This window comes from Salarchaeum japonicum (assembly GCF_020614395.1).
GTDB lineage: Archaea > Halobacteriota > Halobacteria > Halobacteriales > Halobacteriaceae > Salarchaeum > Salarchaeum japonicum.
On the sequence record NZ_CP085324.1, the window covers coordinates 1562579 to 1583983 of the forward strand.

The 21405-nt window shown below is 68.5% G+C and carries 29 protein-coding genes and 1 tRNA gene; 16 read left to right on the forward strand and 14 right to left on the reverse strand.

Annotated features, from left to right (window positions below):
- The first annotated feature begins 23 nt into the window (after positions 1 to 23).
- Genes LI334_RS08750 through LI334_RS08760 form a run of 3 tightly spaced genes read left to right on the forward strand, consistent with a single transcriptional unit; the run spans position 24 to position 3013 of the window.
- On the forward strand, positions 24 to 2381 hold the full coding sequence (locus tag LI334_RS08750; RefSeq protein ID WP_227260212.1) for a penicillin acylase family protein: 2358 nt from the start codon (positions 24 to 26) through the stop codon (positions 2379 to 2381).
- Entirely contained in the window at positions 2378 to 2701 is a 324-nt protein-coding gene (locus LI334_RS08755) for a hypothetical protein (RefSeq protein WP_227260214.1), read from the forward strand. The genes LI334_RS08750 and LI334_RS08755 overlap by 4 nt, the downstream gene beginning before the upstream one ends.
- Before the next feature lie 42 nt (positions 2702 to 2743).
- On the forward strand, positions 2744 to 3013 hold the full coding sequence (locus tag LI334_RS08760; RefSeq protein ID WP_227260216.1) for a hypothetical protein: 270 nt from the start codon (positions 2744 to 2746) through the stop codon (positions 3011 to 3013).
- Here the strand turns inward: LI334_RS08760 and LI334_RS08765 are convergent.
- Genes LI334_RS08765 through LI334_RS08805 form a run of 9 tightly spaced genes read right to left on the reverse strand, consistent with a single transcriptional unit; the run spans position 3010 to position 9266 of the window.
- Positions 3010 to 4059: a methionine synthase gene (locus LI334_RS08765; protein WP_227260217.1), complete on the reverse strand. Its 1050-nt coding sequence runs from the start codon at positions 4057 to 4059 to the stop codon at positions 3010 to 3012. The genes LI334_RS08760 and LI334_RS08765 overlap by 4 nt on opposite strands.
- The gene (locus LI334_RS08770) at positions 4056 to 5042 is read right to left on the reverse strand and encodes a 5-methyltetrahydropteroyltriglutamate--homocysteine methyltransferase (RefSeq protein WP_227260220.1); all 987 of its coding nucleotides are present in this window, start codon (positions 5040 to 5042) and stop codon (positions 4056 to 4058) included. The genes LI334_RS08765 and LI334_RS08770 overlap by 4 nt, the downstream gene beginning before the upstream one ends.
- 47 nt (positions 5043 to 5089) lie before the next feature.
- Positions 5090 to 5446, reverse strand: a complete 357-nt coding sequence (locus tag LI334_RS08775; protein WP_227260222.1) for a hypothetical protein — start codon at positions 5444 to 5446, stop codon at positions 5090 to 5092.
- Between the two features lie 31 nt (positions 5447 to 5477).
- Positions 5478 to 6050: a HemK2/MTQ2 family protein methyltransferase gene (locus tag LI334_RS08780; protein ID WP_227260224.1), complete on the reverse strand. Its 573-nt coding sequence runs from the start codon at positions 6048 to 6050 to the stop codon at positions 5478 to 5480.
- Complete coding sequence (locus LI334_RS08785; protein WP_227260225.1) at positions 6043 to 7155, reverse strand: mechanosensitive ion channel family protein; 1113 nt, start codon at positions 7153 to 7155, stop codon at positions 6043 to 6045. The genes LI334_RS08780 and LI334_RS08785 overlap by 8 nt, the downstream gene beginning before the upstream one ends.
- Positions 7152 to 7985 carry a 16S ribosomal RNA methyltransferase A gene (locus tag LI334_RS08790; protein ID WP_227260227.1) on the reverse strand — a complete coding sequence of 278 codons (834 nt, stop codon included), beginning with the start codon at positions 7983 to 7985 and terminating at the stop codon, positions 7152 to 7154. The genes LI334_RS08785 and LI334_RS08790 overlap by 4 nt, the downstream gene beginning before the upstream one ends.
- Positions 7986 to 8009: 24 nt before the next feature.
- A complete protein-coding gene (locus LI334_RS08795; protein ID WP_227260229.1) occupies positions 8010 to 8576 on the reverse strand; it encodes a DUF655 domain-containing protein in 567 nt (188 codons plus the stop codon).
- Between the two features lie 41 nt (positions 8577 to 8617).
- Entirely contained in the window at positions 8618 to 8974 is a 357-nt protein-coding gene (locus LI334_RS08800; RefSeq protein WP_227260231.1) for an RNA polymerase Rpb4 family protein, read from the reverse strand.
- 1 nt (position 8975) lies between these two features.
- Positions 8976 to 9266, reverse strand: coding sequence for a 50S ribosomal protein L21e (locus LI334_RS08805; RefSeq protein WP_227260234.1), 291 nt, complete (start codon positions 9264 to 9266; stop codon positions 8976 to 8978).
- A 123-nt stretch (positions 9267 to 9389) separates the two neighbouring features.
- Between LI334_RS08805 and LI334_RS08810 the strand changes: the two genes are divergently transcribed.
- Together LI334_RS08810 and LI334_RS08815 are read left to right on the forward strand one after the other, a co-directional pair.
- The gene (locus tag LI334_RS08810) at positions 9390 to 10550 is read left to right on the forward strand and encodes a cystathionine gamma-synthase (protein ID WP_227260236.1); all 1161 of its coding nucleotides are present in this window, start codon (positions 9390 to 9392) and stop codon (positions 10548 to 10550) included.
- Positions 10551 to 10609: 59 nt separating this feature from the next.
- Positions 10610 to 11242 carry a hypothetical protein gene (locus LI334_RS08815; protein WP_227260238.1) on the forward strand — a complete coding sequence of 211 codons (633 nt, stop codon included), beginning with the start codon at positions 10610 to 10612 and terminating at the stop codon, positions 11240 to 11242.
- 39 nt (positions 11243 to 11281) lie between these two features.
- Here the strand turns inward: LI334_RS08815 and LI334_RS08820 are convergent, their stop codons facing one another.
- The 3 genes from LI334_RS08820 to LI334_RS08830 are packed head-to-tail and all read right to left on the reverse strand — an operon-like array spanning position 11282 to position 12340.
- Positions 11282 to 11548, reverse strand: coding sequence for an elongation factor 1-beta (locus LI334_RS08820; RefSeq protein ID WP_227260239.1), 267 nt, complete (start codon positions 11546 to 11548; stop codon positions 11282 to 11284).
- 2 nt (positions 11549 to 11550) lie between these two features.
- Positions 11551 to 11730 carry an HVO_2753 family zinc finger protein gene (locus LI334_RS08825; RefSeq protein WP_145846749.1) on the reverse strand — a complete coding sequence of 60 codons (180 nt, stop codon included), beginning with the start codon at positions 11728 to 11730 and terminating at the stop codon, positions 11551 to 11553.
- Positions 11731 to 11776: 46 nt separating this feature from the next.
- Positions 11777 to 12340: a DUF2391 family protein gene (locus tag LI334_RS08830; protein ID WP_227260241.1), complete on the reverse strand. Its 564-nt coding sequence runs from the start codon at positions 12338 to 12340 to the stop codon at positions 11777 to 11779.
- Positions 12341 to 12454: 114 nt separating this feature from the next.
- Between LI334_RS08830 and LI334_RS08835 the strand changes: the two genes are divergently transcribed.
- The 6 genes from LI334_RS08835 to LI334_RS08860 all read left to right on the forward strand — a co-directional run bounded on the left by LI334_RS08835 (position 12455) and on the right by LI334_RS08860 (position 16310).
- Positions 12455 to 12625: a DUF2196 domain-containing protein gene (locus LI334_RS08835; protein WP_168219995.1), complete on the forward strand. Its 171-nt coding sequence runs from the start codon at positions 12455 to 12457 to the stop codon at positions 12623 to 12625.
- A gap of 43 nt (positions 12626 to 12668) precedes the next feature.
- Complete coding sequence (locus LI334_RS08840; protein WP_227260243.1) at positions 12669 to 13499, forward strand: NOP5/NOP56 family protein; 831 nt, start codon at positions 12669 to 12671, stop codon at positions 13497 to 13499.
- Positions 13496 to 14131 carry a fibrillarin-like rRNA/tRNA 2'-O-methyltransferase gene (locus LI334_RS08845; protein ID WP_227260245.1) on the forward strand — a complete coding sequence of 212 codons (636 nt, stop codon included), beginning with the start codon at positions 13496 to 13498 and terminating at the stop codon, positions 14129 to 14131. Before LI334_RS08840 ends, LI334_RS08845 begins: the two co-directional genes overlap by 4 nt.
- 71 nt (positions 14132 to 14202) lie before the next feature.
- Positions 14203 to 15273: a glutamate--cysteine ligase gene (locus tag LI334_RS08850; RefSeq protein WP_227260247.1), complete on the forward strand. Its 1071-nt coding sequence runs from the start codon at positions 14203 to 14205 to the stop codon at positions 15271 to 15273.
- Between the two features lie 49 nt (positions 15274 to 15322).
- A complete protein-coding gene (locus tag LI334_RS08855; protein WP_227260249.1) occupies positions 15323 to 15793 on the forward strand; it encodes a winged helix-turn-helix domain-containing protein in 471 nt (156 codons plus the stop codon).
- A 25-nt stretch (positions 15794 to 15818) separates the two neighbouring features.
- Positions 15819 to 16310 carry a phosphopantetheine adenylyltransferase gene (locus tag LI334_RS08860; RefSeq protein ID WP_227260251.1) on the forward strand — a complete coding sequence of 164 codons (492 nt, stop codon included), beginning with the start codon at positions 15819 to 15821 and terminating at the stop codon, positions 16308 to 16310.
- 1 nt (position 16311) lies between these two features.
- Here LI334_RS08860 and LI334_RS08865 read toward each other — a convergent pair whose 3' ends face one another.
- Complete coding sequence (locus tag LI334_RS08865) at positions 16312 to 16620, reverse strand: transcription initiation factor IIB family protein (RefSeq protein WP_227260253.1); 309 nt, start codon at positions 16618 to 16620, stop codon at positions 16312 to 16314.
- An 82-nt stretch (positions 16621 to 16702) separates the two neighbouring features.
- On the opposite strand from LI334_RS08865, the gene LI334_RS08870 reads away from it, so the two are divergent.
- The 5 genes from LI334_RS08870 (at position 16703) to LI334_RS08890 (ending at position 20854) form a co-directional block, all read left to right on the forward strand.
- Positions 16703 to 16787 (forward strand) — tRNA-Leu (locus LI334_RS08870).
- Between the two features lie 423 nt (positions 16788 to 17210).
- Positions 17211 to 18374 (forward strand): ABC transporter substrate-binding protein, encoded by a 1164-nt coding sequence (locus LI334_RS08875; RefSeq protein WP_227260254.1) that lies wholly within the window; start codon positions 17211 to 17213, stop codon positions 18372 to 18374.
- Between the two features lies 1 nt (position 18375).
- Positions 18376 to 19209, forward strand: coding sequence for an NAD(P)/FAD-dependent oxidoreductase (locus LI334_RS08880; RefSeq protein WP_227260256.1), 834 nt, complete (start codon positions 18376 to 18378; stop codon positions 19207 to 19209).
- A 62-nt stretch (positions 19210 to 19271) separates the two neighbouring features.
- A complete protein-coding gene (gene dacZ / locus LI334_RS08885) occupies positions 19272 to 20084 on the forward strand; it encodes a diadenylate cyclase DacZ (protein WP_227260258.1) in 813 nt (270 codons plus the stop codon).
- Positions 20084 to 20854, forward strand: a complete 771-nt coding sequence (locus LI334_RS08890; protein ID WP_227260260.1) for a mechanosensitive ion channel domain-containing protein — start codon at positions 20084 to 20086, stop codon at positions 20852 to 20854. The genes dacZ and LI334_RS08890 overlap by 1 nt, the downstream gene beginning before the upstream one ends.
- Here LI334_RS08890 and LI334_RS08895 read toward each other — a convergent pair.
- Positions 20851 to 21345, reverse strand: a complete 495-nt coding sequence (locus tag LI334_RS08895) for an acyltransferase (RefSeq protein ID WP_227260261.1) — start codon at positions 21343 to 21345, stop codon at positions 20851 to 20853. The genes LI334_RS08890 and LI334_RS08895 overlap by 4 nt on opposite strands.
- Positions 21346 to 21405: the final 60 nt, after the last annotated feature.

Sequence of the window (21405 nt, forward strand, 5' to 3'; positions counted from 1 at the left end):
TAATAGGTAGCCTAGCGTGGGCTATGGACAGTGAGCTGACTCGTCGCGGGCTCGTCGCGGCCATCGTCGGCGGTGGCGCGGCGGCGGGCGCGATGTCGCCGGTGTCGAGCTATCTCCGGCGGTTCGCGCCGTTCTCGGGGCGTGCGTGGGCGGACGCGGCGGACAGGACGAACGACCGGGTGCGAAGCCCGTACGGGCCCGCGACGGTCGCGTACGACGACGAGTACGGCGTCCCGACTATCGAGGCGGACGACGAGCGCGCGCTCTACTTCGCGACGGGGTACGTACACGGCGCGAACCGCCTGTTCCAACTGGACTTACAGCGACGCCAGATGCGCGGGCAGTTGAGCGAGGTGGTTGGTGAGGCGACGCTGGATTCGGACGAGTTCCACCGGCGGATGGATTTCGCGCGCGCCGCCGACGCGACCTGGGCGGAACTCGCGGGGTCGGAGACGACGGCGCTCGTCGAGGCCTACGCGGACGGCGTGAACGCCTGCATCGAACGCGAACCCCTTCCGGTGGAGTTCGGGCTATTGGAGTACGAGCCCGCGCCGTGGACGCCCGCGGACACGGTGTTGATGGAGAAGCAGATAGCGTGGCAACTCACGGGGAGTTTCGAGACGCTGCGGAACGCGGCGGCCGCGGACGCGCTCGGCGCGGAGACGGCGAACGCGCTCTATCCCGCCCGACTCGAACACGACGCACCCATCCTCCGAGGCGACGACGGCGGGCGGCCCGAGACGATTCGGGAGAGTGTTCGGACGCCGCGCGGGGACGCGCGCGGCCTCGCGGGGTGGCTGTCGGGGTTCGAGAGTCCGCCGGGCGTCGGGTCGAACTCCTGGGTGGTGTCGGGCGACCTCACCGAGTCGGGGCGGCCGCTCGTCGCGAACGACCCCCACCTCTCCCTGATGGCTCCCCCGGTGTGGTTCGAGCAGACGCTGGACGCGCCCGACTACACCGTGCGGGGCGTGACGTTCCCGGGCGTGCCGTTCGTCGTCATCGGCGAGAACGACCACGGCGCGTGGGGGTTCACGAACGTCGGCGCGGACGTCCTCGACGTCTACGAGTACGAGACTCGGAACGGCGAATACCGGTATCGGGGCGAGTGGGAGGCGTTCGAGACGGAGGAGGTGACGATTCCCGTCGCGAACGCGCCCGACCGGACGATTACGCGGCGGACGACCCGGCACGGCCCCTACCTCGAACGCGAGGGGTACAGCGTCGCCGTCGCGTGGACGGGCCTCACCGCCACCCGGACGACGGACGCCATCTACGACTTCAACCGGAGCACGGGTCTCTCGGACGTGCTCGCGGCGACCGAGCTGTTCGACGAGCCGACCCAGAACCTCGTGTACGCCGACACCGAGGGGAACACGCTCTACTACGCGACCGGCCAGATTCCGATTCGCACGATTGACGGCGAGGAAGTCCGCGGGGACGCGATATTCGACGGCTCGGCGGGCGAGGGCGAGTGGGACGGGTTCGAACCGTACGGCACGACGGACTGGAGTCGCGGGTTCGTGCCGTTCGACGAGAAACCCGGCGTGGTCAACCCCGACTACGTCGGGACGGCGAACCAGCGCGTCACCGACACGCCCGCGCACTACCTCGCGGAGTCCTACTCCGACCCGTATCGGGGAATCCGCATCTACGACCGCCTGGACGAGCGCGTTCAGTCGGCGGAGCCGGTGACGTTCGAGTTCATGCAGGGTCTCCACGACGACGCCTACGACGGTCGGGTCGAGGGGCTCGTCGGGCCGCTCGCGGACGCCATCGCGGGCGACTATCCGGGGTACGCGAGCGCGCTCCGCGAATGGGACGGCCACATGAATCGGGACTCGACGGCGGCGCTCGCGTTCGCGCTCTTCTTCGACGAGTACAAACGCGAACTGTTCGAATCCCGGTTCGACGCGGCGGGGGTGGACGCCGACTACTATCCCCGCGACTGGGTGGTGCAGCACCTCGACCCGGACGGCGAGTGGTTCGCGGAGCGCTCCCGGCGCGCGGTGATGCGGTCGGCGTTCGACGCGGCCGTCGAAACCATCGACGCGGAGGGCTACGGGACGTACGGCGACTACAACACCACCGAGGCCATCACGCACCCGTTCGGCCAGGAGTTCCTCAACTACCCGGAGTATCCGACGGACGGCTCGCGGGCGACCGTGAACAACTACGCGGTGGAGCGCCCGACCGGGAGCAGTTGGCGGATGGTGTGCGAGCCCGGCGGCCGCTCCGTGTGCGTGATTCCCGGCGGGAACGACGGCGAGGTGTGGAGCGAGCACTACAGCGACCAGCTCCGACTGTGGGCGGACACCGAGTACAAGCCGTTTCCCGTCGCACCCGGGGAAACCGCGATCCAGTTCGTGGAGGGCGAGCGATGAACACCGCGTGGCGCGCGAACCCCCGCGCGAACGTCGCGTGGTTCGTCGCCGGAGCCGTCGTCGCCGTGGTGCTCGGCCACCTCTCCTGGGTCGGGTTCCTCGCGGGCGGCGCAATCGCCGGGTTCGGCCAGCGGTCGCCGGCGCGCGGCGCGTTCGCGGGCTTCCTCGTCGGCCTCTTCTCCCTGGGCGTCTTCCTCGGTCTGCTCGCCGGCTACGGCAGTCTCGGGGTCGCGCTCGACACCGGCCAGGTGCTGTACGTCGCGCTCGCCGTCCCGCTCCTGTATTCGACGCTCGGCGGCCTCGTCCGCGGCGTCCGGTAGCCCGCGTCGTTTTTCCGGGTGCGGGCCGAACGTTCGAGTGCAATGTCCCGCACCCTGTTCGCGGCGTTTGCGGTCGTGAGCGGCGCGTTCGGCGCGCTGTTCCCGCGTCGCGTCATCGACCCCCTGAAGCGCCTCCTGCTCGCCGGCTACGAGAACCCGGAAGACCTCGAACCGTCCGACTGGTACGTGGAGGCCGTGCGCGTGCAGTCCGCGCTCACGGCGCTCGCCGGCCTGCTCGCGCTCACTATCGACCGACGACGCGGCACGGAAGAAGAAGCGGACGAGGAGTCGGCGTCCGACGCGGCGGCCTAATTCAGGTCGGGCGTGAGTTCGCCGCTGTCGAGTTTCGCCTCGACGTTCCGCGCGGCGGTGACGAGGTTCTCCATCTTCCCGTACGCGACCTCCCGGGGGAGGAGTTTCACGCCGCAGTCCGGGCTGACGGTGAGCTGTTCGGGCGGCACGACTTCGAGCCCTTTCTGGATGTTGCGCTCGATTTGTTCGACGGACTCGACTTCGGCGACGTGCGCGTCCACGACGCCGAGCGCGAGGTCTTTCGTGAACTCGGGGTTCTTGAACACGTCGAGCTGGTCGTAGTCGCCGTTCGCGAGTTCGAGGTCGAGTTCGTGGACGGGAAAGTCGAGGAGTTCGGGGTAGATGCGGGAGTAGTCGCCGTAGCAGACGTGCAGGCCGATGCGCACGTCGTCTGGGATGCCGGAGACGATGCGTTCGAGGCATTCGCCGACGATGGCGTGGTCGTCGGGGGTGGTGGCGAGCGCGGGTTCGTCTATCTGGATGTAGCGCGCGCCGGCGGCGACGAGCTTCTCGATTTCCTCGTTCACGAGGTCGGCGAGGTCGTACGCGAGCGCTTCCTCGTCCTCGTAGGCTTCGTTGAAGCTCCAGGACGCGAGCGTGTAGGGGCCGGTGATGGGGACTTTGACCGGCCGGTCGGCGACCGAGGCGGTGAACTCGTACTCGGAGACGAGCCAGGACTCGCCGTACTCGACCTCGTCGGTGACGCTGGGTTTGTCGAAGTAGTTGTGCCCCCAGACCTTGACGGGGCCGTTGAATTCGTAGCCGTCGATGCGGTGGGCGAAGAACTCCACCATCTCGTTGCGCCGCATCTCGCCGTCCACGACCACGTCGAGGCCGGCGCGTTCGTGTTCGTTCGTGATGAGGCGGCTGGCGTCGTCCTGGGCTTCCCGCCAGTCGTCGTCGTCGAACTCGCTGTCCGGGTCGTCGTGGAGGTCGCGGGCGCGGTTCAGCCACGACGGTTTGGGGTAGGAGCCGACGACCGTGGTGAGGAGGAAGTGGTCGTTCTCGTGGCCCGGGGGACGGAACTGCTCGCGGTTCTCGCTCATTCGCGGTCACCTCCGAGCGCGCCGAGCGCGCGAAGTTTCGCCTGGAACTTGTTCACGGGCAGGTAGAACAGCTCGGTGTTAGGGGTGGCGTACACGGTGTCGAACTCGCTGACGGGAATCTGGTCTCTGAACCACTCGATGCGTTCTTCGATGGTGTCGGGGGATTCGACGAGCGTGTTCTGTCCGTCCACGACGCCGAGGCTCACCGAGTCGAGCGTGCCGTACTCCTGGACGAGGTAGGTGGCGTCGTCGTGCGCGGTGACGAGGTCGTAGCCGAGCGCCGAGACGTCGGTGTCGAGGAGGTGGGCGTGGAGTTTCTCGCCGTACGTCCCCCAGTAGGACTGCACGACGACCTCGGCGTCGGTCGCGGCGGCGACCGTGTCGATGGCGGCGGCGGCGCGCTCGTCCTCGCCGTCGTCGAGCGATTCGGTGGCGAGGCTGGGTTCGAGGACGAACACGGTCTCGACGGCGTCGGGGAAGGACTCGACTTCGCCGGCGAGGAAGTCGCCGAGCGCGGCGAGGAACGCCTGGGAACTCCCGTAGTGGTCGTCGGTCGCGAGTCGGGAGAGCGAGTAGGGGCCGGGCACGACGGCCTGGAGGCTGTCGGTGAGCGCGCTCGCGCGTTCGAGGTCGCGCGCGAGGTCGCCGCTGTGCGTGAGGTCGCCGGTGACGACGGGGTCGCGGTAGAAGTTGTTGTTGTCGTAGTACCGGACGATTCCCTCGGTGCGGACGTTCTCGTGGACGGCGAGCGGATGGGCGAGCATGTCGTCCCAGCGCGCCTGCCCCTCGACGGCGCGGTCGAGGTCGGCGTCCGCCTGCCGGGTGAGGAGGTCGTCGCGCGCTTCGTCGTAGACGGCCTCGATGTCGGGGGCTTCGTCCCCGGAGACGAGGTCTTCTTTCTGGTGTCCCTTGAGGTCGGCGAGGCGCTCTCGCGCGTCGTCGGGCAGCGGGAACAGCCCGAGCGTCGTGCTGACGACTGTCATCTACCCCGAACTACGCCATACCCTCGTTTAATATTTTCCTTCTAAATTTATTCTTCGTGGTTATCCAACGCGGTGCGGCTCCGACCGAGGTAGCGGAGCGCGATGAGCGAGTCCACCACGGGCACGAAGATTCCCGGAACGGCCGCCATCGCGTACACCTCGCCGTCGAACGCTCCCCCAGTCGCTTCGTAGACGGCGCGGGCGTCCGCGCGAATCGCTATCGGGAGGAGTAGGCGGACGACCAGCGCGGCGAGCAGGAACGGCGCGGCGAGCACCGCGAGCGCCGTCAAGGACACGCCCGTCCGCGCGACGACCGCGACGAGGAAGAGGCCGAGCGTTGCTTCGATGGCGGTGACCGCGGGCATCGCGTACACCGCGTACCGCCACTTCGACGCACCGGACATAGCTCGTACGAGAACGGCCGGGGAGTAAGCGTTACCGGACGAGCTTCAGGACGGTGAGCGTCTCGAACGGGAAGGACTCGTCGCGGAGCGCGACGGCGGAGAACCCGCGGTCTCCGGCGTACGCGACGACCTCCTCGACGCCCGTGAGCGTGCTGACGAGCAGGAGAACGTAGCCGTCCGGCGCGAGCACGCGCGCCACGTCGTCCAGGAACGCTTCCACGACCTCGCGGCCCGTCTCGCCGCCCGTGAGCGCGACCTCCATCCAGTCGTCGCGCTCCGCCGCGGGGTCTTCCGGGAGGTACGGCGGATTGAACAGCACCGCGTCGAAGACACCGTCGCGAAAGGGCGCGACGAGGTCGGCGCGAACCGCCGGGACGCCGCGCTCCCGGGCCTGCCGGCACGCGTGCGGGTTCACGTCCGACGCGACGACGTTCGCGCCCGCGTCCCGGACGCGTTCGGCGACGACGCCCGACCCCGTGCCGACCTCCAGCACGCGCGCGTCCGCCGCGAGTTCGGCCACCGCGGCGTCCGCGAGCAACATCGAGTCCTCCGCCGGCTGATACACCTCGGTCTCGACGCCGCGGCGGTCCGCGAGGTCACTCACCGTCGTCACCCGAGGGCCCGTAGTCGTCGGGGATGCGGACGCCCATCCCGTCGTCGCGCGCGCTGAGTTCGCGCTGCGGGAACGGGATGGTGATGCCCGCCTCGCGGAACGCCTCGTGCACCTGCGAGATGACCGCGGTCTGCGCGCGCCACTTCCGGCGCGCGCTCGGCTTGTCTATCCAGAACCGGAGGTCGAGCACGACCGCCGAATCCCCGAACTCGGTGAGCACGACCTGCGGCTGCGGCACCGTCAGCACGTCCTCTACGTCCTTCAGGGTCTCCTCCGCGACCTCGATGGCGTGCTCCACGTCCGTCGTGTAGTCCACGCCGACCTCGACGTGCAGGCGGAGGCGGCCCTTCCGCGAGCGGTTCACGACCTCCTCGGAGCCGACGTAGTCGTTCGGGAGCATCACGTACTCGCCGTCGAACGTCTGTATTCGCGTGTTCACGATGGTGATGTCCGTGACGATGCCGTCGTTCGACCCGATTTTCACCCAGTCACCGATTTCGAACGGCCGCGCGAACATCAACACGAACCCCGCGATGACCGCGCCGAGCGTCTGCCGGGCGGCCATGCCGAACACGATACCCGCGAACCCCGCGCCGATGAGGAGGCCGGAGAGGTTCACGTTCCAGATGCCGAGCGCGGTGATGAGCGCGCCGACGTACAGCGTAATCTGGAGGAGGCGGAACGTGATTTCTGCCTGGTGGTCGGTGATGTTCTCGCGGTCGGCGACGAAGTCGTCCACGCGGCCGTGCAGGAACTCCGTGAAGACGTACGCGCCCGCGAGGAGAACCGCCGTGAGGACGAGGCGGACGCCGAGTTCCGCGCGGTCGGTCACGGCCTGCACGGCGTCCACGGCGAGCGGGTGCGCGCCCCAGAGCACGAGGAACGCCTCGACGCCGAGCGCGCCGAACGCGAGCACGAGCACGACGAGGAGCACGTCCACGATGCGGTCGCTCCGGTTCTCGCGCGCGCTCGCCGCGAACCGCCGAGACGCCCGCCAGCCGAGCGCGAGCAGGACGAGCACCGCGACGGAGAGCACGGCGCGCTCCGCGGGGCCGAGCGACTGCACCGCGTCCGTCAGGTCCGCGAGCGCGCTCACGACGGGTCACCGTGGTCGTACGCGACGCTCGCGACCGCCGCGAACCGTCGCGGTTCCAGTTTCTCCGGGCGCGCCGAGAGCAACTCGTCGTCCAGGGCGTCCACGACCGCGTCCGGGGCGTCGAGGCCCGAGATGTGGGCGGTGTTCCGAATCGCGTTCCGCATCGTCTTCCGGCGCTGCGTGAACACGGCCTTCACGAAGTCGAGGAAGAAGTCCTCGTCCGGCACCTCGTAGTCCGGGTCGCGCGGCGTCAGGCGCACGATGGCGCTCTCCACGCGCGGCTGGGGGTCGAACGCCTCCTTCGGCACGATTTCGACGACCTCCACGTCCGCGTAGTGCTGGGCGGCCACCGAGAGCCGGCCGTACTCGCTCGTGTCCGCGTCGGCCGCCATCCGCTCCGCGAACTCCCGCTGGTACATCAGCACCGCCGGCTTCCCCGCCGGGAGCAGGCGGAACGTGAGTTCGCTCGACGCGCTGTACGGGAGGTTCGAGACACAGCACGAGTACGCGGGGAGGTCGACCGAGAGCGCGTCCCCCTCGACGACGGTGAGGTCGCCGCGGTCGATTGCGTCTGCGAACTCCTCGCGGACGAACGCCGCGAGGTCGGGGTCGCGTTCGATTGCGGTGACGCGGTCTGCGGCGTCGAGCAACCGGTCGGTGAGCGCGCCCGTGCCCGCGCCGATTTCGAGGACGTGCGAGCGGTCGAACTCGCTCGCGTACGTCGGGATGCGGTCGAGCACGCGGTCGTCCACGAGGAAGTGCTGGTCGAAGTCGGGGTTTCCGCGGCCCGCACGCCGAATCAGGGCGTCCGGGTTCCGGTACTCGGTCATACGCGTAGTACTCGCAGGCGGCCCTTACTCTCTCCGGACGAACAATCGGTACTTCACGTCGTCCGGGTTCTGTAGCTCCTCCATGATGCGCTCCACGACCGTCTCCTTCGGACTGTGCAGGCCGGAGACGCGGTCTTCGAGGTCGTCGAAGCTCTCGAACGGCCCCGTGCGTTTGCGCTCGTCCAGGACGTTGTCCCGGAGTTTGTCCCCGATGCCGGGCAGGAGGTTGAGCTGGTGGAGGCGCAGGGAGAGCGGCTGTGCGTCGTTGAAGAAGTCCACGAAGCGCTGTTCGTGTTCCTCCACGAGTTCCTCCACCACGTAGTCGAGTTCGGAGCGCGCGCCGTCCGTGAGGTCTTCGTACGCGACCGTGTGCCCGCGCTCGATGCCCGCGTCGAAGTCCGGCGTCACCTGGACGGAGTCGCCGATGGAGATGTCGGTGTCCTCGCGCAGGCTGAGTTCGTAGAGCGTGAAGTCGTCCGCGGCGACCGCGTACGCGAGCGGCGACCCGCTGTACGCACCGCCGTTACTTCGGCCGTGGTGCAGGACATCGAGCACTACCGCTTCCGACGTCTCGTCGCGTTCGCTGCTCATACTCGCCCTAGAACCACGCGATACTTAAAAAGTCGGACGCGTTACGCGTACTTCGCGACGACGTCCAGCACGTCGTCGAGTTCGTCGCCGGAGAGCGCGTACCGCTCCTGCGCGAACACCGCGCGGAGTTCGTCGCGGCTCCGCGGCAGGAGGTCAGCGACCTTGAACGCCGCCTGCTCCTCGATGGTGTCGAGTTCGAGGAGTTCCTCGACGAGTTCGCGGGACTCCTCGGCCTCCAGCACGGCGAACCGGTTCGTGTGCTCGACGGCGCGCGCGAGTTCGTACCGGAGTTCCCGGTCTTCGTCGGCCGCGCGCTCGGCCTCGATGTCCTCCAGGAGGGCCTTCGCCTCCGACGTGGTGAGGAACTCCTCGTCGAGCGTCTCCTTGAAGATGGTCATGCTAGTTCTGCGCGCGGAGGTGCGCGGGGTACGCCAGGACGACCTTCTCCTTGCCGTTGTCGTTGATCTTGACCTTGTAGGAGCGACCCTGCTCGCCGACGATTTCGCCCGTCAGACCGCTGAATCGGGCGTGGAAGCGACCGTTCGGCGTCGAGGGGTCGATTTTCAGGTGTACCTTCTGACCCTCGTCGAACTCGGCGACGGAGCGCTGGGGCGGCGACGTGCCGCGCTCTCGGGGCTTGTTGGAGAGTTTCTTCCGCGTGCTGTTGAGGGGTCCGTTTGAACTCGGCATAGTCGTATGCAGGTTCGTACTTCCGTCGGAGTTATAAAACGCACGCTACGCGTTCGCGTCGGAGACGCCGGCAGTCTCGGGTGGGAGGGACAGGTCTAACACGAACTCCCTCCATCCATCGGTATGGACGACGACGAGCACTTCGAGACGCGCGCCATCCACGCCGGCCAGGAACCCGACGAGGAGACGGGCGCGCTGATGACGCCCATCTACGCGAACTCCACGTACGAGCAGTCCGCGCCCGGCGAGCACACGGGCTACGAGTACAGCCGAACCGGGAACCCGACCCGGAGCGACCTGGAGGACAACCTCGCGGCCCTGGAGGGCGGCGAGCACGGCCGCGCATTCTCCTCCGGGATGGGTTCCATCAACACCGTGATGAACCTCCTCGACGCCGGCGACCACGTGGTGACGGGCGACGACGTGTACGGGGGAACCCACCGGCTGTTCACGCAGGTGTACGAGAAGTACGACGTGGAGTTCGACTTCGTGGACACCACCGACCACGACGCCGTCGCCGACGCGATGCAGGAGAACACGGAACTCCTCTGGGTGGAGACGCCGACGAACCCGCTGATGCGCGTGAACGACATCGACGCGCTCTCGGACATCGCGCACGACAACGACGCGCTCTGCGCGGTGGACAACACGTTCGCGACGCCCTACCTCCAGCGCCCGCTCGAACACGGCGCGGACATCGTCTCGCACTCGCTCACGAAGTACCTCGGCGGGCACAGCGACGTGGTCGGCGGCGCGCTCGTCACGGACGACGCGGAACTCGACGAGGAGTTCGGGTTCTACCAGAACTCCGTCGGCGCGACCCCGGGGCCGTTCGACGCCTTCCTCGTCCTCCGCGGGACGAAGACGCTGCCCGTGCGGATGGATCGCCACTGCGAGAACGCGAACGAACTCGCGCACTGGCTCGAAGCGCACGAGCACGTCGAGCACGTCTACTATCCCGGCCTCGAATCCCACCGCCAGCACGACCTCGCGGCCGAGCAGATGGACGACTTCGGCGGCATGCTCTCCTTCGAACTCGACGCGAGCCTGGAGGAGGCGAGCGAGTTCGTCTCCAGCACGGAGGTGTTCACGCTCGCGGAGTCGCTCGGCGGCGTCGAATCCCTCATCGAACAGCCCGCGGCGATGACGCACGCCGCCATCCCGAAAGAAGAACGCGAGGCCGCCGGCCTCACCGACCCGCTCATCCGCGCGAGCGTCGGCATCGAGAACGTGGACGACCTCAAGGCCGACCTCGACCAGGCCATCACGGCCGCGCTCGAATAACACAAGTCGCTTTTTGAGCCTCCGCCGACTGTTTATCCCATTCCCGCGTTCTCCCGAGTATGCAGCGACGTGCCCTCCTCGCAACGCTCGGCGCGACGGCCAGCGCGACCGCACTCGGCGGCTGTCTCGGCGACGCCACCGGACGCGACGACACGACCACGGACGGAACCACGACCGACGGGACGACCACGACACCCGCGAACCGGACGCGGTTCGTCGTCGAGGACGTGACGCTCGACGACCTCCCGGACGACGTTGACGCGGACGTGACGGTGACCGGAGCGACAGACGCCACGGAGTTCTATCCGCCGACGGTGCAGGTGGCGGTGACGAACACCGCGGACGCCGCGCGGACGTGGCAGTTCGGCGCTATCGTTCCCTGGTCGACCCTCTACGGGGAGCGCGGCGACGGCGACGCGACCGCCCTGCTCGCGCCCGGCGGCGTGGGGAACGACGTGGTGCCGAACGCACCGCAGGACGACGCGTGCTGGCGCGCGACCGACGGTATCGCCACCGTGCAGGTCGTGAACGACGTCGAGTTTGCGCCCGGCGAAACCCGACGCGGGACGTACGCCCTGCTCGGCGGCCCGGAGAGCGACTGCCTCACCGCCGCGACGTACCGGTTCGAGTCCTCGAACTACCTCGGGGAGACCGAGTGGGGGTTCGAGGTATCGCTCGCGGACGCGGAGTAGCGACTACGCGAAACGGGAAATCGGGAGAAGTTCGCGGACTTATATCCGGCCGACTTCGTCGACGTCGACGGATTCGACGTCGTCGACGTTGCGGAACGCGTCCTCAACGGCTTCCGTGCCGCCGGCTTCGTCGGGGATGATGACGGTCGGGAAGAGCGCGATGAGGCCGAACGCGACGTCCTCGCGGTCGGTTCGGCTGATCTTCGCGCCCTCGGGGAGCGCGTCTTCGAGGCGCTCGGTGAGCGCGTCGAGGTCGACTTCGGGGCTCTGCGGCATGACCTTGATGCGTGCGGCGACCTTCCCCATCGTTACGGCCCCCGGAATCCGCAGTCAGGACACTCGTAGAGGTTGCTCTGCTTCCGGCACTTCGAGCACCGGTAGATCTGCTGGCCACAGTCCGGGCACTTGAACGAGGCGGCGGTCGTGCCGGAGATGTTAATCCCGCAGGAGACGCACTTGCGCGCCTGCCGGGTCTCTGATTCGCTCATACTCGGGTTAGTCGCGGGAGCAGTTTTAACGGTTGTCCTTTCCGCGCTAGCTTCCGGGGAGGATGTCACCGAGTGCCGCGCCGATGGCCATCGGGAAGAACGCGGCGACGCACGCGCCGAGCGCGACCGCGGGGTCGGCCCAGTCGATACGTCCCCACGCGGTGAGCAGGACGACGGCGGTCGAGAGTGACACCGCGACGACGCCGACGAACCGCCGGGGGACGAACCCGAACAGGGGGTCTTTGACGCGGACGTCCTGGAAGTCGGCGACGTAGAGGACACCGTAGACGACGGCGAGCGTCGCCGCGACCGTCCCCAGGAGGAAGGCGGGGTGGGTGGCGAAGAACGCGCCGACCTCGGTGGTTCCGCCCTCGACGGCCATCGGCACGCCGAACAGGAGGCTTCCGAGGAAGGTTTCGGCGACGTCGGCGCGGTCGTACCCGCGGATGACGTTCCCGAACGCGCCGCGGTCTTCGAGGTAGGCGACTTCCTCCTCCACGTCCTCTGCGGCGTCGAGCGCGGCGGCCACCCGTTCGCGCGCGTCCTCGTCCACCGCGGCTTCGAGGGCTTCGAGTTCGTCGAACAGCTGGTCGAGTTCGCGCTCCGGCATGCGTCGGAGAACGCGACGGGCCGGCATGAAGGTTGGCCGCCACGCTCTTTCGGGTGGCGTCGAACAACTCCGGGTAAGCCCGAGTATCCACGACCCCGGGAGGTGGAGCGCGGGATGACCGTCGAAATCGAACAGGGCCACGATAAGGAGCCGATTCGGGGCGAGGTCGCGACGGTGCTCGGCGAGGCCGACCCGAACGGCGCGGACGTGAAGCTGAAGTCGGGCGCGGAGGGTCGCGTGCGTCGCGTCGTCCCGTCGGAGGGCGGGCGCGAGCAACCGCGGTAGGCGAAGACGTAGGTTTTTACGCGGACGGCGTGCAGTCCAGTGTATGACGCAGGGATGGTTCGCGAGCGGCGACGCCGAGGACGTGGGCGCGCTCGCGGCGAGCGTACGCGACGGGTCGGCGGACGCGCCCGCGGACTGGCCGAGTGAAGCGGTCGAGTCCGGGTTCGCGGCGACCGAGGACGCTTACTACGACGCGCTCCACGAGGCGACGGTGGCGTCCGCTCGGACGGAAGTTCAGACCCGGGAGCGCGCGGACGACCAGCAGTTGGTGCACGCGGTCAGGGGCGTCGAAGACCTCACGAGCACCGTGAACGAGCTCTCGGAGCGCGTCGCGGAGTGGGCGGGGAGCCTGTTCGACGAGTCCGGGACGGGCGTCGAGTACGCGCGGGAGGTCGCGGCGCGCGACCCCGACGACGTGACGGAGGAGCGCGTGGTGTCGCTCGCGGAGCGCGTGCGCGACCTGGCGAACGAGCGCGCAGACCTCGAATCGTACGTGGAGGAGCAGGCGCGCGTGGTCGCGCCGAACCTCTCGATGCTCGCGGGACCGACGCTCGCCGCGCGGCTCGTCGAGCAGGCGGGCGGCCTGGAGTCGCTCGCGAAGATGCCGTCCGGGACGGTGCAGGTGCTCGGGGCGGAGGACGCGCTGTTCGCGCATCTCCGCGGGCACGCGCCGTCGCCGAAGCACGGCGTCATCTACGTCCACGAGTACGTCCGGGGGACGCGGCCGGACGAGCGCGGGTCGGCCGCGCGGGCGCTCGCGGGGAAGCTGAGCATCGCGGCGCGCATCGACCACTACTCGGGCGACCGGCGGCCCGGACTCGAGGACGAACTGGACGAGCGCATCGAGCGCATCCGCTCGCGGGGTGACGAATGAGCCGCCCCGAGGGCGTCGAGCGCCGCGCGTTCGACGGGAGCGAGGCGTCGTGGCTGGCGACCCGGGGCGAACCGGTGTACGGCGAACCGGTCGAGGACGGATGGCGTCGCTGGAACCCGAACCGGTCGAAACTCGGCGCGATGCTCGAACACGAAATGGACACCGGCCTCGCGGGCGGCGAGACGGTGCTCTACCTTGGCGCGGCGAACGGGACGACGGTGAGCCACGTCGCGGACTTCGCGGGGCCGACGTACGCCGTGGAGTTCGCGCCGCGGCCCGTCCGCGACCTGCTCGACGTGGCCGAGTCACGGAACCGATTGTTCCCCCTCCTGAAGGACGCGCGGAAGCCGGAGACGTACGCGCACGTCGTCGAGGCTGACGTGGACGCCGTGGTGCAGGACGTGGCGACCCGCGGGCAGGCGCGCGTCGCCGTGGAGAACGCTGAGTTCCTCGCGGACGACGGCCGACTGCTCGCGGCGTTCAAGGCCCGGAGCGAGGACGTGACCCGCGACCCCGACGACGTGTTCGCGGACGTGCTCGCAGACCTCGAATCCGCGTACGAGGTGCTGGAGACCCAGCGCCTCGAACCGTACCACGCAGACCACCTCGGCGTGGTCGCGCGACCGAAGTAGGGCGGGGGCGTGCGGCGAGCGCTCGCCGGCATCCGGGCTTATTTATTCGCGGGCGGAGAACTGACGGGCGAATGGTGACGGGTTCGCGGGACGCGTTCACGGAACTCGGGACGCTCGGCGTCGAGGAGGAGTTCTTCGTGGTCGACGAGTCGGGCGTGCCGACCGCGGGGAGCGACCAGTTGGTGTACGACGGCGACCCGCCCGAGTTGCTCGACGGCCGCCTCGACCACGAACTGTTCAAGTTCGTGGTGGAGACGCAGACGCCGCGCCTCGACGGCATCGAGGAGGCGGGCGACGCGATTCGAGAGGTTCGGGAAGCGCTCGTCGAGTACGCGGCGTCGCACGGCCTCGGTATCGCCGGCGCGGGCCTGCATCCGGGCGCGCGGTGGCGCGAGCACGAGCACGCGGAGAAGCCGCGGTACCGCTCGCAGTTGGAGCGCATCCAGTACCCCCAGCACCGGAACACGACGGCGGGCCTGCACGTCCACGTCGGCGTGGACGACCCGGACAAGGCGGTGTGGGTGGCGAACGAGATTCGATGGTACCTGCCGGTGATGCTCGCGCTCTCCGCGAACTCGCCGTTCTGGAACGGGTTCGACACGGGGCTGGCGTCGGCGCGCGCGAAAGTCTTCGAGAACCTCCCGAACACGGGGATGCCGACCGCGTTCGAGGACTACGACGCGTTCGAGGACTACGAGGAGCGAATGGTCTCTCAGGGCAGTATCAACGACCGCGGCGAACTCTGGTTCGACGTGCGCCCGCACTCCGGCCACGGCACGGTCGAAGTCCGCGCGCCGGACGGCCAGCACGACCCCTCGGTGGTGGAGACGTTCGTCGAGTACACGCACGCGCTCGTCGTGGATTTCGCGGAGCGCTACGAGGACGGCGAACCCGGGACGGACGTGCGGCGGGAAGTTCTGGACGAGAACAAGTGGCGGGCGGTTCGCCACGGCCACGACGCGTCCTTCCTCGAACCCGAGGGCGGCGTCGTCTCCCTCGGCGAGGTCGTGGAGCGCGAGGCCGAACGCCTCGACGTGCCGGGGCTTCGCGACGTGTACGACCGGGAGAGCGGCGCGGAACGCCAGCGCCGCATTCGCGGGGAAGACGGCGCTCGCGCGCTCTACGACTCGATTCTCCTCTGAGCAAAGCGTTTTAATCGCTGGACGGCTTTCGTCGCACAAGAGCCGACACATGTCTGATTCAGAGGACAGCGAGGACGCCCGGAACGCCCGGGACCGAGCGAAGGCCGGATTCGACGACCGCGTGGTGAACATCCTCTCGTGGGTGCTCGACACGGAGACGCGCGCGAAGATTTACGTCTACCTCCGCCAGCACCCGAACAGCACGAGCGAGGAAATCGCGGAAGGCACCGGACTCTACCCGAGCACGGTGCGGGAGGCGCTCGCGGAGCTGAACGAGGAGGACACCGTGGAGCGCCAAAAACGCGAGAGCGAGGGCGCGGGGAACAACCCCTACGAGTACACGGCCATCGCGCCGAGCGACCTCGTCGGCGGCGTCGTCGGGCGCGTGCAGGACGAACTGAACACGGTGTTCAACCTCGACAGATACCTCGGCGAGGACGAGGACGCGGCGGACGAGAACGAACCCGTCCACATCGAGGTCGAAGGCACGAACGCGGAGCAGGAGAACCCCAACCGATAAACACGCGCGGCGTTTCCCCCGGGGTATGAACGTGGCCCTCGGCGGGACATTCGACCCTATTCACGACGGCCATCGCGCGCTCTTCGAGCGGGCGTTCGAGCTCGGTGACGTTACGGTCGGACTGACGAGCGACGACCTCGCGCCGAAGACCCGTAACGAGGACCGGTACGTGCGGCCGTTCAGCGAGCGGAAGACCGACCTCGAACGCGAACTCTCCCGGTTCGCGGACGAGTTCGACCGCGAGGTCGAGATTCGACGCCTGGACGAACCGACGGGTATCGCGGCGACGGAGGAGAAGTTCGACGTGCTCATCGTCTCCCCGGAGACGGAGGCGGGCGCACAGCGCATCAACGAACTGCGGGCGGAACGCGGGTTCGACCCGCTCGACATCGAGGTCGTCGAGCACGTGACGGCGGAGGACGGCGACATCATCTCCTCGACCCGCATCGTGAACGGCGAAATCGACGAGCACGGGAACGTCACGCCCGAACGCGACGGTCGCGCGCGCGAACAGTAACCTACCAGTCCGGCGCGTCGAACCCCGCTTCCTCCACGAGGTCTTTCCACTTTCCCTGCACGGAGAGCCGGGAGACGTCAGCGGCGTCCGCGACCCGGGATTGCGAGCGCTGGTCGCCCGCGATGAGCGCGCCGGCGTACACGCTCGCCGCGAGCGCCGCCCGCTTCGAGCGGTCCTCGTCCGGGAGCGTGGAGAGGAAGATGTCGCGCGCGTTCGACCGCGCGGCGCTCCCGAGTTCGAGGCGCTCCGCGACCGCGTCGAGTTCCGCGAGCCACTCCCGCTGGTCTACCTCGTCGCCCGCCCGATACATACCCGGTCTTGGGCGCTCCCGGATTTAAACCCACGGAGGGATGCGTTACGTACTTGTGCCGGACAGCGCTATCGGGGAGTGCGCGCGGGTCGCCAAGCCAGGCCAAAGGCGTAGCGCTTAGGACGCTATGGTGTAGACCTTCGCCGGTTCGAATCCGGTCCCGCGCATTTTCTGTCCGAGCGCCGCGAGGCCGAAAATCGCCGGAGTGGATTCGAACCAGCGTCAGACGTGCTCGCTCCGCTCCGCGCGCCTGACTGAGTTCGAATCCGGTCCCGCGCATTCTACGACGAACGAAGTGAGGAGTGAATGCGCAATGAGTGGATTCGAGGTTAGCTGAGCGAGCGAAGCGAGTTCAGCGTTGGTTCGAATCCGGTCCCACGCATTTTCTGTCCGAGCACCGCGAGGGCGAAAATCGCCGGAGTAGATTCGAACTCAGTCAGACGAACGAAGTGAGTCTGGCGATAGTTCGAATCCGGTTCCGCGCACTGAGGAGCGAAGCGACGAGGGAGTGGTTTGTCCCCGACCCCGAGTAGGTTTAGGCTCGCCGAATTTTCGAAACTGCTTTAGTGTTTAGGCTGGCCTAAACAGGTATGGATGAGAAATATCGGAGTCGCCGGGCGTTCCTGAAGGACGGGAGCGCGCTCGCCGCGGCCGGCCTGCTCGCCGGCTGTCAGAGCGGCGACGGCACGACGACCGAATCGACGACGGAGACGACGACCGAATCGACGACCGAGCAGACCACGACGACGACCGAGGACGCGTCGTACACGGTGTCGATGGAGCCGGTGGGCGACGTGACGTTCGAGGAGGTCCCGGAGTCGTGGGTGCCGTACACGGGCGACTACGCGGACATGGGCGTGGCGCTCGGGCAGGCGGACGGCCTCGCGGGCATCGGCGTGCCCTCCCGGTACGGAACGCATCACTACGCCGAACTCGACGGCGTCTCCGTGGACACGGAGTCGCTCACCACGCTCTATCAGGACGGGACGGGCAAGGAGATATTCTACTCCGTGGACGCGGACGTGCACGTCATCGACCCGAACTTCATGATGAATCGCCTGCAGTGGAGTCAGGGCGACGTGGACGAGATTTCGAGCGGCGTCGCGCCGTTCTTTGGGAACACCATCTTCACGCAGGTGTACGACTGGCACGACTACGAGTACTACTCGCTGTACGAGGCGTTCGAGAAGCTCGCCGAGCTGTTCCAGGAGCGCGAGCGCTACGAGGCGTTCAAGGCCTACCACGACGAGGTCGTCGCGGACGTGCAGTCCCGCATCCCCGAGGAGACGCCCGAAATCGCGTTGCTCTACCCGGCGGGCGTTCCCCCGGACTCGTTCTACCCCTACCTCGTCGGTGAGGGGACGGCGTCGAAGCAGTGGCGCGACCTCGGCGTGGACGACGCGCTCGCGAACGCGGGCGTGACGGACGCGCAGGCGGGCGGCGCGACCGTGGACTACGAGACCCTGCTCGACATCGACCCGGACGCCATCGCGGTGCGGCTCTCCGGGAACATCTCGGACGCCTACTTCCAGGAGAACATCGTCTCCCACATGGAGGAGGACGAGGTGGCGAGCCGTCTCACCGCCGTTCAGGACGGCCGCGTGTTCTACGGCGGCCTCACCTACCAGGGCCCCATCATCCACTTGTTCCAGCTCGAAACCGCCGCGCGCGGCCTGTTCCCGGACACGTTCGGCGAGGACGAGGAGCTGTTCGACCGCGGGCGCGTCTCCGCCATCGTGAACGGTGAGTTCTGAGATGAACCGGGACGTGGTCGTGGTCGGCGGCGGCCCGACCGGCTGTTCGGCGGGCGTGTTCACCGCGCGGTACGGCCTCGACACGGTGGTGTTCGACCGGGGGAACGCGGCGCTCGCGCGCGCGGCGTTCATCGAGAACTACCCCGGCTTCCCGGCGGGTATCGACACCGAAACGCTCCGCGACCTCCTGCACGACCACGCCGAGACCGCGGGCGCAGACCTCGTCTCCGACATGGTCGAGTCCGTCGCGGAGCGCGAGGACGGCTTCCTGGTGGAGACCCAGGAGGGCCGGCGCGTGGAGACCCGGTACGTGGTCGCGGCGGCGTGGTACGACGGCGGCTACCTCCGCGAGATGCTCGGTGACGAGGCGTTCCACGAGCACGAACACGACGGCGAGACCCACGAGCACTTCGACCCCGAGTACGCCGACCCGGACGGCCGCGTGGGCGTCGAGGGCCTGTACGTCGCGGCCCCCGCGGGCGAGCGGAACGCCCAGGCAATCGTCGCCGCGGGGACGGGCGCACACGTCGCGCGCGAACTCATCGCCGACCACCGCGCGAACGAGGGCTACCCGGAGGGCGTGCGCGAGCACTACGACTGGCTCCGCCCCGACTCCGAGTTCGCGGGCGACTGGGGCGAACGCGAGCGCTGGCGCGAGTGGTACGACGACCGCACGCCCGACGGTGCGGACGACGACCTGCGAGAGCAGTACATCGACGACGCGTTCGCCACCCGCCGCGGCCCGGACGAAATCGCGGAACTCCGGGAGCGCGCGCACGACCGACTCCTCGAACACATCGACGACGACCGCATCCGCGCGTACCTCGACGACTGAACGGGCGGCGGGCGTCCGACAGCCCACAATCCTTTTCGTAACCCGCACACGACGTACGAGCAATGAGTACGCTCCCCGGTCTCGCGACCGACCTCGTGGACGGCGTCGACGCGCTCTTCCTGTTCTCGCCGAGCGGGTCGTACTACGAGCGCGCGACCGAACTGGAGGACACCGACGTGGTCGTCGTCGCGCAGGAGAACGCGGTCGGCGCGGACGAGTTCGTCGAACTCCCCCTGGAGTTCGCGGAGGTGACGGAGCGCGTGCGGTTCGGCATCGAGGGCGCGCTGGACGAAGGCCTCGTGGAGGACGGCGAACTGCTCGCGTGCGCGACGAGCGTGTTCGGGGACGACATCGACACGATGAGTCGCGTGCGGGCGGACGAGTCCGCGCACTCCGGCATCTACGACCTCTTCGTGAACTCGCGGGCCGACCCGAGCGTCATCCGGGACGTGCTGGACGTGGTCATCGAACTCGGCCGGAAGGGCCAGAAGGGCAAGCCCGTCGGCGCGCTGTTCGTCGTCGGGGACGCCGGGAAGGTGATGAACAAGAGCCGTCCCCTGAGCTACAATCCGTTCGAGAAGAGTCACGTGCACGTCGGCGACCCCATCGTGAACGTGATGCTGAAGGAGTTTTCGCGGTTGGACGGCGCGTTCGTCATCACGGACTCGGGGAAGATCGCGTCCGCGTACCGCTACCTCGAACCGAGCGCGGAGGGCGTGGACATCCCGAAGGGCCTCGGCACCCGCCACATGGCCGCGGCGTCCATCACGCGCGACACGAACGCCGTCTCCGTCGTGCTCTCGGAGAGCGACGGGCTCGTCCGCGCGTTCAAGGGCGGTGAGCTGGTTCTCGAACTCGACCCGGAGGCGTACTGATGGACGTATCCCAGTTCGTCGCGGAGAACTACGACTACATCCTCGCCGCCGTCATCGTCGCGCTCGGGTTCGCGACCGGCGTGGTCGCGCGCCGGATGAACGAGCGCGTGATGGACGCGCTCGGCGTCGGGGACGCCGTCGAGGGGACGAGCGTCGAGCGCACCGCGCGGAACTTCGGGACGACGACGACGGCGTTCGTCGCCCGGGTCTCCGGCTGGGTCATCTACGGCGTCGCCATCGTGCTCGCGCTCCGCGTCGTCAACCCCCTGCTCGCGGCGGCGCTCTGGGTGCAGGTGACGGGGTACCTCCCGAACGTCGCCATCGCGCTCGTCGTGCTCGTCGTCGGTCTCGTCGCGGGCGACAAGGCAGAACTCGCGGTGAGCGAACGCCTCCGCGGCGTCAAACTCCCCGAAATCGGCGTGATTCCCGTCGCCGCCCGGTACAGCGTCGTGTTCGTCGCCGCGCTCGTCGCGCTCAGCCAGCTCGGCGTCGCGACGACGGCGCTCGTCGTCGCGTTCGCCGCCTACCTCGCCGCCGCCGTCGTCCTCACCGTCGTCGCCACCCGCGACCTGCTCGCGGCGGGCGCGGCCGGCCTCTACCTCCTGCTCACCGAACCCTACGGCATCGGGGACACGATTCGCGTCGAGGACATGGAGGGGTTCGTGCAGGAAGTGGACGTGTTCGTCACGCGCATCGAGGACGACGGGACGGAGTACGTCATCCCGAACCACCTCGTGATGCGCTCGGGCGTCGTTCGCGTCATCGACTAATCCACGACGTCCGCGGGGACGCCAGCGACCGTCGCTCCGTCGGGCACGTCCTCCGCGACGAGGCTGTTCGCCGCGACCTGCGCGTCCGCGCCGATTTCGACCCCGGGGAGGACGACCGCGCCCGCCCCTATCATCGCGCGCTCGCCGATGACGACCTCGCCCGTGCGGTACTCGTCCTGGAGGAACTCGTGGCAGAGCACCGTCGCGTCGTATCCGACGATGGCGTCCGCCTCCACGGTGATGAGGTGCGGCCAGAACACGTCCGGGGTCGCCTCCAGCCCCCAGGCCGCGCCGGGTTCGACCGTCATCCCGAGGAGCGTCGTGTAGAGCCAGTTCTTCAGTCGCATGCTCGGCGTGATGCGCGCGAGCACGACGACGACGTAGTTGAGCGCCACCCGGAGCGGGTGGACGGCGTCCGGCCAGTGGCGGAGGGAGTTCCGGGGGCCGACCGTCGGGTGGCGGTCGAGGCGGTCGTGGCGTCGCTCGGTCACGCCCACAGGTAGGCGGCGCGCGCGCTAAAACCCACGTGTTTCGACGAACGTCGAGGCTAG

Excerpts from the sequence above, each read along its gene's own strand:
- LI334_RS08750 (WP_227260212.1), top strand. The coding sequence starts at position 24 with ATGGACAGTGAGCTGACTCGTCGCGGGCTCGTCGCGGCCATCGTCGGC.
- LI334_RS08755 (WP_227260214.1), top strand. The coding sequence starts at position 2,378 with ATGAACACCGCGTGGCGCGCGAACCCCCGCGCGAACGTCGCGTGGTTC.
- LI334_RS08760 (WP_227260216.1), top strand. The coding sequence starts at position 2,744 with ATGTCCCGCACCCTGTTCGCGGCGTTTGCGGTCGTGAGCGGCGCGTTC.
- LI334_RS08765 (WP_227260217.1), bottom strand. The coding sequence starts at position 4,059 with ATGAGCGAGAACCGCGAGCAGTTCCGTCCCCCGGGCCACGAGAACGAC.
- LI334_RS08770 (WP_227260220.1), bottom strand. The coding sequence starts at position 5,042 with ATGACAGTCGTCAGCACGACGCTCGGGCTGTTCCCGCTGCCCGACGAC.
- LI334_RS08775 (WP_227260222.1), bottom strand. The coding sequence starts at position 5,446 with ATGTCCGGTGCGTCGAAGTGGCGGTACGCGGTGTACGCGATGCCCGCG.
- LI334_RS08790 (WP_227260227.1), bottom strand. The coding sequence starts at position 7,985 with ATGACCGAGTACCGGAACCCGGACGCCCTGATTCGGCGTGCGGGCCGC.
- LI334_RS08795 (WP_227260229.1), bottom strand. The coding sequence starts at position 8,576 with ATGAGCAGCGAACGCGACGAGACGTCGGAAGCGGTAGTGCTCGATGTC.
- LI334_RS08800 (WP_227260231.1), bottom strand. The coding sequence starts at position 8,974 with ATGACCATCTTCAAGGAGACGCTCGACGAGGAGTTCCTCACCACGTCG.
- LI334_RS08805 (WP_227260234.1), bottom strand. The coding sequence starts at position 9,266 with ATGCCGAGTTCAAACGGACCCCTCAACAGCACGCGGAAGAAACTCTCC.
- LI334_RS08810 (WP_227260236.1), top strand. The coding sequence starts at position 9,390 with ATGGACGACGACGAGCACTTCGAGACGCGCGCCATCCACGCCGGCCAG.
- LI334_RS08815 (WP_227260238.1), top strand. The coding sequence starts at position 10,610 with ATGCAGCGACGTGCCCTCCTCGCAACGCTCGGCGCGACGGCCAGCGCG.
- LI334_RS08820 (WP_227260239.1), bottom strand. The coding sequence starts at position 11,548 with ATGGGGAAGGTCGCCGCACGCATCAAGGTCATGCCGCAGAGCCCCGAA.
- LI334_RS08825 (WP_145846749.1), bottom strand. The coding sequence starts at position 11,730 with ATGAGCGAATCAGAGACCCGGCAGGCGCGCAAGTGCGTCTCCTGCGGG.
- LI334_RS08830 (WP_227260241.1), bottom strand. The coding sequence starts at position 12,340 with ATGCCGGAGCGCGAACTCGACCAGCTGTTCGACGAACTCGAAGCCCTC.
- LI334_RS08835 (WP_168219995.1), top strand. The coding sequence starts at position 12,455 with ATGACCGTCGAAATCGAACAGGGCCACGATAAGGAGCCGATTCGGGGC.
- LI334_RS08840 (WP_227260243.1), top strand. The coding sequence starts at position 12,669 with ATGACGCAGGGATGGTTCGCGAGCGGCGACGCCGAGGACGTGGGCGCG.
- LI334_RS08845 (WP_227260245.1), top strand. The coding sequence starts at position 13,496 with ATGAGCCGCCCCGAGGGCGTCGAGCGCCGCGCGTTCGACGGGAGCGAG.
- LI334_RS08850 (WP_227260247.1), top strand. The coding sequence starts at position 14,203 with ATGGTGACGGGTTCGCGGGACGCGTTCACGGAACTCGGGACGCTCGGC.
- LI334_RS08855 (WP_227260249.1), top strand. The coding sequence starts at position 15,323 with ATGTCTGATTCAGAGGACAGCGAGGACGCCCGGAACGCCCGGGACCGA.
- LI334_RS08860 (WP_227260251.1), top strand. The coding sequence starts at position 15,819 with ATGAACGTGGCCCTCGGCGGGACATTCGACCCTATTCACGACGGCCAT.
- LI334_RS08865 (WP_227260253.1), bottom strand. The coding sequence starts at position 16,620 with ATGTATCGGGCGGGCGACGAGGTAGACCAGCGGGAGTGGCTCGCGGAA.
- LI334_RS08875 (WP_227260254.1), top strand. The coding sequence starts at position 17,211 with ATGGATGAGAAATATCGGAGTCGCCGGGCGTTCCTGAAGGACGGGAGC.
- LI334_RS08880 (WP_227260256.1), top strand. The coding sequence starts at position 18,376 with ATGAACCGGGACGTGGTCGTGGTCGGCGGCGGCCCGACCGGCTGTTCG.
- dacZ (WP_227260258.1), top strand. The coding sequence starts at position 19,272 with ATGAGTACGCTCCCCGGTCTCGCGACCGACCTCGTGGACGGCGTCGAC.
- LI334_RS08890 (WP_227260260.1), top strand. The coding sequence starts at position 20,084 with ATGGACGTATCCCAGTTCGTCGCGGAGAACTACGACTACATCCTCGCC.